This is a genomic window from Streptococcus oralis (assembly GCF_001579025.1).
Taxonomy (GTDB): domain Bacteria; phylum Bacillota; class Bacilli; order Lactobacillales; family Streptococcaceae; genus Streptococcus; species Streptococcus oralis_X.
Map to the genome: position 1 here is coordinate 1 of NZ_KQ970237.1, position 10,184 is coordinate 10,184.

Here is a 10,184-nt window from a genome sequence, read left to right on the forward strand (position 1 = left end):
CTTTTTTCCTCTTTATCGAAATTCTGAAAAGATTAGGGAAAAGAGCCAGTTAAACTGACTCCTTCTATTTATCTTGCCAATTAGTCGCGCGTTCCTCTCCCCACCAGTAAGGGATTAATTCGGCAACCTTAATTGTTTTTCTTGTTTCGTAGTCCATCATGAACTCTGCTTCTTTGTTTTCAGCATTCAATTCTAAGAGAAATTCTCTGCAAGCGCCACAGGGCATACCTGATCCTTCGCCGTAGGGAGGTTTATCTCGAAAGGCGAGGATTTTCTTAACCTTGGTCTGTCCTGAAAATTGATACATATTGAAGAGAGCCGCTCGTTCTGCACAGAGATGAAAAACGCCACAAGTGCCCTCCATACAAAATCCTGTGAAGATCTGACCATCTTCTGCTTCTACTGCAGCAACAACATGGTTAGCATAAACAAAGTCAGAAACTTCGTGGGGATTGAATAAGGTTCGTGCTTCTTTATACATCTTTTCCCATGTATCCATCGGAAGTCCTTTTATTTAGAAATCTCTTTGAGCATATTATCGATATGCTGGATAGATTTCTCACGACCTAATAGGTAAATCGTATCTGGAAGTTCTGGTCCATGCATTTCACCTGAAACGGCAATACGAATCGGCATGAAGAGGTTTTTCCCTTTAATACCCGTTTCTTTTTGAACTGCTTTGATTTGTGGGAAGATGTTTTCTGTCACAAATTCCTCGTCTGTCATTGCTTCTAGTTTTGCTTTGAAGGCTTCTAGAACAACCGGAACGGTTTCTCCTGCCATGACCTCGCGCTCAGCGTCTGTCAACTCTGGGAAATCTGAGAAGAAAAGGTCTGTCAGTGGAACGATTTCGTCTACCGACTTCATTTGTGGCTTGTAGAGTTCTACCATTTTTTCAGACTTGTCAGTTAAACGTCCTGCTTCTTCTAAGTATGGTTTCGCCATTTCAAAGATAGTAGCTAGATCAGCTCTCTTGATGTAGTCGTTGCTCATCCAGTCTAGTTTCTTCTGGTCGAAGGCTGCTGGAGACTTGCTGAGGCGGTTTTCATCAAAGAGTTTAATCAATTCCTCACGAGAGAAGATTTCGTCTTCCCCACCAGGGTTCCAGCCAAGAAGGGCAATAAAGTTAAAGACAGCTTCTGGCAAATAGCCTTTTTTACGGTAGTCTTCGATAAACTGAAGGGTGTTAGTGTCCCGTTTAGACAATTTTTTACCCGTTTCAGAGTTGATGATCAAAGTCATGTGACCGAACTCTGGGGCTTCCCAACCAAGCGCTTCATAGACCATGAGTTGTTTTGGAGTATTAGCAATATGGTCATCACCGCGGATAACGTGAGAGATTTGCATATCGTGGTCATCGATCACAACGGCAAAATTGTAAGTTGGGTAACCATCTTTCTTTTGGATAACCCAGTCGCCCCCGATGTTGCCACCTTCAAACTCGATATCACCTTTGACCATATCATGCCATTTGTAGATACCAGACTCATTGACAGCCAAACGAACAGTTGGGATGATACCAGCTGCTTCACGTTCTGCGATGTAAGCTACTTTTTCTTCTTCGCTCATGCCAAGATATTCATTGATGTAACGTGGTGTTTCGCCAGCTGCTTCTTGGCGTTCGCGTTCAGCTGCCAACTCTTCTTCTGTGACGTAAGATTTGTAGGCTTTTCCTTCGGCCAGCAATTGATCGATGTATTTTTGATAGAGTTCCAAACGCTCTGATTGGCGGTAATTTTCATGAGTTTCTGGGCTTTCATCCCAATCTATGCCCAACCAGCGAAGATTTTCAAGCTGAGAACGTTCTCCATCCTCAACATGGCGTTTACGGTCAGTATCTTCGATACGAATGATAAAAGTTCCACCATGATGGCGTGCGTAAAGGTAGTTAAACAATGCTGTACGGGCATTTCCGATGTGTAGTAGTCCTGTTGGACTTGGTGCGTAGCGTACGCGGATATCTTTTGACATAGTTTCTCCTATAAAGTCTCTAGGCGTCTGCCTTTTTGCTTTCTATATTATATCACAAGTCTCGCCTGAGTCCAATGTCTACGAATAAAGAGAGTAAAAAGAGTGGACAAGCCACTCTTTTCTTCTATTATAGACGTGCGTTAAGTTCTTTGCTCAATTCTTCAAATCCTGGTTTTCCAAGAAGGGCAAACATGTTGCGTTTGTAGGCTTCAACACCTGGTTGGTCAAATGGGTTGATAGCATTCAAGTAACCTGAAAGGGCGATTGCCAATTCGAAGAAGTAGATAGTGTAACCAAGAGTGAAAGCATCTTGCTCTGGAAGAGTCACGTACATGTTTGGCACATCACCGTCAGTGTGGGCAAGAAGAACACCGTCAGTTGCTTTTTTGTTTACAAAGTCAACGTCTTTTCCTTGAAGGTAACCAAGTCCGTCAAGGTCTTCTTCCAAAGTAGGAATGATCACGTTCTTACGTGGTTTGTCAACACGGACAACTGTTTCAAACATGATACGAGTTCCTTCTTGGATAAATTGACCAAGTGAGTGCAAGTCAGTTGAGAAGTTAGCTGAAGTTGGGTAAATACCTTTTTGGTCTTTCCCTTCTGACTCACCAGCCAATTGTTTCCACCATTCTGAGAAGTATTGAAGTGATGGCTCGTAGTTTACCAAGATTTCAGTAGCGTAGCCTTTACGGTAAAGGATGTTACGAACTGCTGCGTATTGGTAAGCTTCATTTTCAGCAATCTTGTCTGAAGTGTAATCTTTACGAGCTGCATTCGCACCTTCCATAAGGGCTTTGATGTCTGCACCTGATGCTGCGATTGGAAGCAAACCAACTGCTGTCAATACTGAGAAGCGTCCACCGATGTCATCTGGAACAACAAATGTTTCCCAACCGTTGGCATCTGCTTCAACCTTAACAGCACCTTTTTGGCGGTCAGTTGTTGCATAGATACGTTTGTTGGCTTCTTCTTGTCCGTATTTCTTAACCAAGAGTTCTTTGAAGACACGGAAAGCAATCGCTGGTTCTGTTGTTGTACCTGATTTAGAAATCACGTTTACTGAGAAGTCTTTGTCAGCTACGTACTCTACCAAGTCAGCAAGGTAAGTAGATGAAATTGAGTTTCCAGCGTAAAGGATTTGTGGCGCTTTACGCTCTTCTTTTGTTTGTAAGTTAGCAAAGTGGTGGTTCAAGAAGTCAATAGCTGCTTTGGCACCAAGGTATGATCCACCGATACCGATTACCACCAAAACATCGCTATCTGACTTGATTTGCTCAGCAGCTTTCAAGATGCGGTCGAATTCTTCGCGGTCGTAGTTTTCAGGAAGGTCCAACCAACCCAAAAAGTCGCTACCAGCACCAGTTCCTTTACGAATCAATTCGTCTGCAGCTGTTACTTGTGCTTGCATGTACTCCACTTCATGTGGGGCAACAAATTTGTCTAAAACTTTTGAATAATCAAATTTAATATGTGACATGATAATCCTCCAATATTTCTTCTTTTCTATCATAACGCTTACCTTCGATTTTTTCAAGCTTTTTTATTGAATTTGCCCAATTTTTATCAGAATTCAAACGTTTGCGTAAAAATGCTAAAATATAAAAAATCTGAAAGGACGAATAAAAACGGCTAGAGACTCTAACCGTTACAATTCATTTAATAAATACTCAAATAATTCTAAATTGCCATCTTCTTCATTGACCAGGAACTCTGGGTGCCACTGTAAACCGATAATACGATGCTCGTCGACAGACTCAATCGCTTCCACTGTCTGATCTCGAGGGTCCACCGCTGTCACACGGAAATTAGGTGCCAGATCTTTGATACTCTGACGATGGACTGAGTTGACCTGACTTTCTTTGCCAAACAACTTAGCCACCACGCTTCCTTCTACTGTCTCAATAGAATGAGATGTTCCAAAAGGCAAGCCTTGCCAGTGACCTTCAATTTCTTGGTGGAGAGTGCCGCCAAAAGCAACATTGACCAGCTGAACTCCGCGACAGATTGCCATAATAGGTTTATTCTGACGGAGCGCTTCTTTCAGGAGAGCTAGCTCAAACTCATCGCGTACAAGGTTGTAATCATCGCTCTCAATGGTTTTTTTCTCTCCATAAAACTGAGGATGGACATTTTGCCCACCTGTCAAGATGAGTTTGTCAATCATTTCCACATAATCGCGCACAATGGACTCATCTCCTACAGGAATCACTAAAGGGAGACCACCGACTTGACGAATGCTCTCTGCAAATTTACAGGATACAGATGAGTGAATGTTTTTCCCTTCTGCATCTACAGGACATAGATTTGCAGCAACTCCTACAACCGTTCTAGCCATGATGTGTCTCCTTTCGATTTTCTTGCGACAGTCTTATCTTATCACTCCAACCCTTTCCTGTCTAATATGTTTTTTTAAAGACCGTGATAAGTATTTTTTATGGACAAGAAAAAGCTGCCCAACGAGGACAACTTCTTTTTTATTCGAAGACAAATTGATTGTGATACAGTTCTGAGTAGAAACCGCCAAGTTTGAGCAACTCGTGATGATTTCCACGTTCAATAACCTCTCCATCTTTGAGGACAATAATCTGATCGGCATTGAGGATGGTCTTGAGACGATGGGCAATGACAAAACTGGTTCGACCTGCTACTACTGCCTCCATAGCATGTTGAATCTTGCTTTCTGTTACGGTATCGACATTGGAAGTCGCTTCATCTAAGATTAGGACTTGAGGATCTGTCATCAAGGTTCGAGCGATGGAAATCAATTGTTTCTGCCCAGTCGAGAAGATATTTTGCTCATCATCAATAAGGGTATCATACTTATCAGGCAAGCTTTCGATATAGTCATGAATATGAGTTGCCTTGGCAGCTGCTTCGACCATTTCCTGACTGGCATCTGGCACGCCGAAGCGGATATTGTCCCGAATCGTTCCACTAAACAAGACCGAATCCTGCAAGACAATACCGACCTTGCTCCGCAGGCTGTCCAAGTCGTAGTCACGAATGTCTTTCCCATCAAAAGAAATGCTACCTGCATCCACATCGTAGAAACGATTGATGAGGTTCATGATGGTCGTTTTCCCTGAACCAGTTGGACCGACAACTGCTATCATCTGCCCCTTAGGAGCTGAAATGCTAACATCTTTCAAAATCGGCTTGTCAGGCACATAAGAGAAATCAATGTGACTGATTTCAACACCTTCTCGTAATTCCGTAAAAGCTGGTGCATTTTGCGGACGGATCTCTTCTTCTGCATCGAACATTTCTTGGATACGATCCGCCCCAGTAAAGGCCAACTGGAGGCTACCCCAGCTAGCAGCCACCTGGATAATCGGCTGGTAGTACTGCTGAGAAAATTGGGTAAACATGACAATCAAACCTAGGGCTGTCGTTGTTTCGATACTTGGATCGTGCAGCAAGACCGCAGAACCTGCAAAAATGACGATAGCCGTATTAACCAAGCTCATCCCATTCATAACTGGAAAGAGGATGCCTGAGAACATTCTTCCTTTAAAAGTTGCCTTGCGCACGCGCTCATTTTGCTCCACAAAGCCTGCTACGATGTCGTCTTGAATTCCTTGTACGATAACAGCTTTCTGACCTGAAATACTCTCGTCCATGTAGGCGTTGAGTTTCCCAACCTCTTTTTGCTGGAAATTGGTGTACTTGCGGGCCATTTTCACGATGAAAACCAGCATGAGAAAGGCCACTGGGGTGCTGGCTACTGTTATTAGGGCTAGCGTCACATTTCTTGAAAACATGACAAAAATCAAACCGATGTAAAGAGCAATATTGCTCATGACCTGAACTAGGCTTTCATTGAAGGCTTGAAGGATGTTATCCAAGTCACTCGTGAAGCGAGAAAGGATGTCCCCATCCTGATGGCGGTCAAAGAAAGAAACGGTCAAACGGGAAAGTTTGCCAAAGAGGCCCTTACGCATCTCATTTGTCGACTCAGCAATCACACGAGTCATCAAGGTCATGTAAATCAAACTGGATACCACTAGGGCTAGGACAACCAGAGCTAGATTCAGCATCAGAGCTGATAAACTCTGCCAGGCTAGTTCGGAAGTTCCATTTTGATAAGCCAGAACTAGGTTAGCAAGCTCCGTGACTGCTTGACCTGAAAAAACTGGAAAGAGGGCTTGGGCAATCGTCGCAACTGCAACCATCAGAATCACAATGACAAAGGAGAACTTGTAAACTTTAAAATAATTCCAGAAAAATCGAACGGTTTTCATTTTATTCCTCCTTTCCCTTTTGTGTTTCGTAGATTTCGCGGTAGACGGCATTGTTAGCTACCAAGTCTGCATGCCTTCCTTCTCCAATCAAACGTCCTTGGTCCAAGACCAAAATCTTGTCCGCATGGACGACTGAACTGATCTTTTGAGCGATGATAATGGTTGTCGTCCCTTTCAGGTCTTTATTCAAAGCTTCCTGTACGAGTCTTTCTGACTTGGCATCTAGGGCTGAAGTCGAATCGTCAAAAATCAGGATACGGGGATTGCTGACAATCCCACGAGCAATGGACATCCGTTGCTTTTGTCCACCAGAAAAGTTGGTGCCACGTTCTTCAACCTGACTCTCAAATTTGTTTTCCATGCGTCCGATAAATTCACTGGCTTGGGCAATCCGTGCTGCACGTTCCATTTCTGACACGCTGGCATTGCCTTTCCCTTGACGAATATTATCTGCAATGGTCCCACTAAAGAGAATAGCACGTTGCAAGACAATGGAAACTGTTTTACGCAAGGTTCCCTCGCTGACATCTCGAATATCCTTGCCACCAATCTTGATAGATCCCTCCTGTGGATCAAAAAGTCGTGGAATTAACTGAGCTAGAGTGGACTTCCCTGCTCCAGTCGCCCCAACCACACCGACCATCTGACCAGGCGCAATTTCAAAGGTTACATTCTTCAGCATAGGTTCATCGTCATTGGGATAGGTAAAGGTCACATTTTCAAAAGAGAGACTTCCTTCTAACTCTTCATCTGGGAGTTCTTTAAAGGTCATCGCTGGCTCGGTATCTAGAATCTCGCGGATACGACGCAAGGAAATCATGGCACGACTGACAGAATTTCCTAAAAATCCAACCATGATGATGGTAAAGATAATCTGGCTGAGATAGTTGATAAAGGAAGCAATAGAGCCCACAACAGATGGATCTGACTGAGCCATGCCTGCCACCAACCAGATAGAGAGGAAGACCGCTCCATAGCCGACTAGCATCATAACGGGTTCTATAACTGAGAAGGCATAACCGATATAAAGATTTTGGCCGAGAAGTTCATCAGAAACATCGGTAAATTTGTCAAATTGTGCTTTTTCCTGCACAAAGGATTTAACCACGCGCACACCACGTAGATTTTCCTTAGCGATAGCATTGATCCGTTCAAGAAGGGTTTGAAACTTAGCAAATCGTGGTCCCATCATCCCCATCATGATGGCTGTTAGTGCAAAGATTAGGAGCACCATGAGGACAATCACCCACCAAAGTGACGGGAGAGTGTGGACCGCCAAGATAAAGGAACCGATAAAGAGAAGAGGGAGACGGAAGAGAATTTGAAAAGCCATCATCACCACGTTCTGAATTTGGTTAATATCATTGGTCATACGGACAACAAGGTTGCCGGCATTAAACTGCTCGATATTGGCATAAGAAAAAGTCTGGATCTTGCGAAAAGCGTCTTCCCGAAGGTCCGAAGACACTCCTTGAGCAATATAGGCTGCAAGCGTTACATTGACCCCACCTGCAACCAGACCGACTAGGGCTACCCCTATCAGCCAAGCGCCAATACTATAAATAGCCTCATTTTGTCCGGCCAACAAAGCCTCTAACACCTCTTGCAAATAGCGCGGTTGCAAGAGTGAACTCGCAACCATCAAGCCTGTCATCATTAAGGATGCCAAGGCCTGCCATTTATAGGTTTTTATTTTTTTAATGAGCATATTTCCTCCTAATAAAATAGATAAAGGGAGCGACATCCTGCGTCAGCTCCTTCTCATTCGTTCATATTGATGCTATTCTAGCAAAAAAGAGGCATCTTGTCAAAGAAGTCTCCTTGTTATAAATTAGTGCGCTTTCATCCACAGGTGATGCATGAAAAGGCTTTTTATGGTAAAATGAAAGGAAGAACTCTTACAAGGAGGAAAAGATGAAGAAACAAACCATCGCTGTCTTGGGTCCTGGTTCTTGGGGAACTGCACTTTCGCAGGTCCTAAACGACAATGGACACGAGGTTCGAATTTGGGGAAATATTTCTGACCAAATTGATGAAATCAATAACCAACATACAAACAAACGCTACTTCAAAGATATCCTACTCGACGAAAAAATCAAAGCCTATCATGACTTGGAAGAAACACTCAAGGATGTGGATGCTGTTTTATTTGTAGTCCCAACAAAAGTAACGAGACTGGTTGCCCAACAAGTAGCAAAGGTGCTCGATCACAAGGTTGTCATCATGCATGCCTCCAAAGGATTGGAACCAGATAGCCACAAACGTCTATCAACTATTCTTGAAGAGGAAATCCCAGCTGACCTTCGCAGTGATATCGTCGTTGTTTCAGGACCTAGCCACGCTGAGGAAACGATTGTGCGGGATATTACCTTGATCACTGCAGCCTCTAAAGATCTTGAAACGGCCCAGTACGTCCAAAATCTCTTTAGCAATCACTACTTCCGTCTCTATACTAATACGGATGTTATCGGGGTTGAAACCGCTGGTGCCCTCAAAAACATCATCGCAGTTGGCGCTGGGGCACTACATGGTCTAGGATTTGGCGACAATGCCAAGGCGGCTATCATTGCCCGTGGTTTAGCTGAAATCACCCGTCTAGGGGTCGCTCTGGGAGCTAACCCTCTGACTTATAGCGGTCTTTCCGGAGTTGGAGATTTGATCGTAACGGGGACATCTGTCCACTCTCGTAACTGGAGGGCCGGTGATGCTCTCGGTCGCGGAGAATCTCTCGCAGACATCGAAGCAAACATGGGTATGGTCATCGAAGGCATTTCAACAACTCGAGCAGCTTACGAGCTGGCTCAGGAATTGGGTGTCTACATGCCAATCACACAGGCTATTTACCGAGTGATCTACGAAGGTGTCAATATCAAAGAAGCAATCACTGACATCATGAGCAATGAATTTAAAGCAGAAAACGAATGGTCATAGACCTTTATAGAAAGGAACATCATGAAACAAAAAGTCAGAAAAGCAGTCATCCCTGCTGCTGGATTGGGAACTCGCTTCCTCCCAGCAACTAAGGCCTTGGCCAAGGAAATGTTGCCAATCGTAGACAAGCCCACTATCCAGTTTATCGTTGAAGAAGCTCTCAAATCTGGTATCGAAGATATCTTGGTTGTTACAGGTAAGTCAAAACGTTCCATCGAGGACCATTTTGATTCAAACTTCGAATTGGAATACAACCTCAAAGAAAAAGGGAAAACAGATCTTCTGAAGCTAGTTGATGAAACAACTGGCATGCGCCTGCATTTTATCCGTCAAACACATCCACGTGGTCTCGGAGATGCTGTCTTGCAAGCCAAAGCTTTCGTCGGAAATGAACCTTTTGTCGTTATGCTTGGTGATGACTTGATGGATATCACGGACGAAAAGGCTGTTCCACTTACCAAACAACTCATGGATGACTACGAGCGTACTCACGCGTCTACTATCGCTGTTATGCCAGTCCCTCACGACGAAGTATCTGCCTATGGGGTTATTGCTCCGCAAGGCGAAGGAAAAGACGGCCTTTACAGCGTTGAAACCTTCGTTGAAAAACCAGCGCCAGAGGATGCTCCTAGCGACCTTGCTATCATCGGACGCTACCTCCTCACTCCTGAAATTTTCCAAATCCTCGAAAACCAAGCTCCAGGTGCAGGAAATGAAATTCAGCTGACAGATGCAATCGATACCCTCAATAAAACACAACGTGTATTTGCTCGTGAGTTCAAAGGGGCTCGTTACGATGTCGGAGACAAGTTTGGCTTTATGAAAACCTCCATTGACTACGCTCTCAAACACCCACAGGTAAAAGACGACTTGAAAGACTACCTCATCCAACTCGGAAAAGAGTTAGCTGAAGGGGAATAGAAGAAAAACAAAGCTCTTAAATAAGGGCTTTGTTTTTTGTTGAAGCTTGCAATAAAAAAAGCCATCTTTACAGATGACTTATTAGCAACCGAATCGGTGCTTGCATTTAACTATCCCCCC

Annotated in this window: 8 protein-coding genes; 2 read left to right on the forward strand and 6 right to left on the reverse strand. The window is 43.9% G+C overall.

Translation table 11 applies throughout. From position 1 onward, the window contains the following. Positions 1–64 precede the first annotated feature (64 nt). The 6 genes from SORDD27_RS08000 to SORDD27_RS08030 form a co-directional block, all read right to left on the reverse strand. A complete protein-coding gene (locus SORDD27_RS08000; RefSeq protein ID WP_061428441.1) occupies positions 65–499 on the reverse strand; it encodes a cytidine deaminase family protein in 435 nt (144 codons plus the stop codon). Positions 500–510: 11 nt separating this feature from the next. Beyond that, positions 511–1,971, reverse strand: a complete 1,461-nt coding sequence (gene gltX, locus SORDD27_RS08005) for a glutamate--tRNA ligase (protein WP_061428442.1) — start codon at positions 1,969–1,971, stop codon at positions 511–513. A gap of 127 nt (positions 1,972–2,098) precedes the next feature. Beyond that, positions 2,099–3,448: a glucose-6-phosphate isomerase gene (locus tag SORDD27_RS08010; RefSeq protein ID WP_000018244.1), complete on the reverse strand. Its 1,350-nt coding sequence runs from the start codon at positions 3,446–3,448 to the stop codon at positions 2,099–2,101. Positions 3,449–3,616: 168 nt separating this feature from the next. After that, positions 3,617–4,306 carry a gamma-glutamyl-gamma-aminobutyrate hydrolase family protein gene (locus SORDD27_RS08020; RefSeq protein ID WP_000124758.1) on the reverse strand — a complete coding sequence of 230 codons (690 nt, stop codon included), beginning with the start codon at positions 4,304–4,306 and terminating at the stop codon, positions 3,617–3,619. 139 nt (positions 4,307–4,445) lie between these two features. Continuing rightward, a complete protein-coding gene (locus SORDD27_RS08025; RefSeq protein WP_061428443.1) occupies positions 4,446–6,212 on the reverse strand; it encodes an ABC transporter ATP-binding protein in 1,767 nt (588 codons plus the stop codon). 1 nt (position 6,213) lies between these two features. Next, a complete protein-coding gene (locus SORDD27_RS08030) occupies positions 6,214–7,920 on the reverse strand; it encodes an ABC transporter ATP-binding protein (protein WP_061428446.1) in 1,707 nt (568 codons plus the stop codon). Positions 7,921–8,126: 206 nt separating this feature from the next. Here SORDD27_RS08030 and SORDD27_RS08035 point away from each other — a divergent pair, with 206 nt between their 5' ends. Further along, positions 8,127–9,143: an NAD(P)H-dependent glycerol-3-phosphate dehydrogenase gene (locus SORDD27_RS08035; protein ID WP_061428448.1), complete on the forward strand. Its 1,017-nt coding sequence runs from the start codon at positions 8,127–8,129 to the stop codon at positions 9,141–9,143. 21 nt (positions 9,144–9,164) lie between these two features. Beyond that, positions 9,165–10,064: a UTP--glucose-1-phosphate uridylyltransferase GalU gene (galU, locus tag SORDD27_RS08040; protein ID WP_000811022.1), complete on the forward strand. Its 900-nt coding sequence runs from the start codon at positions 9,165–9,167 to the stop codon at positions 10,062–10,064. Positions 10,065–10,184 lie beyond the last annotated feature (120 nt).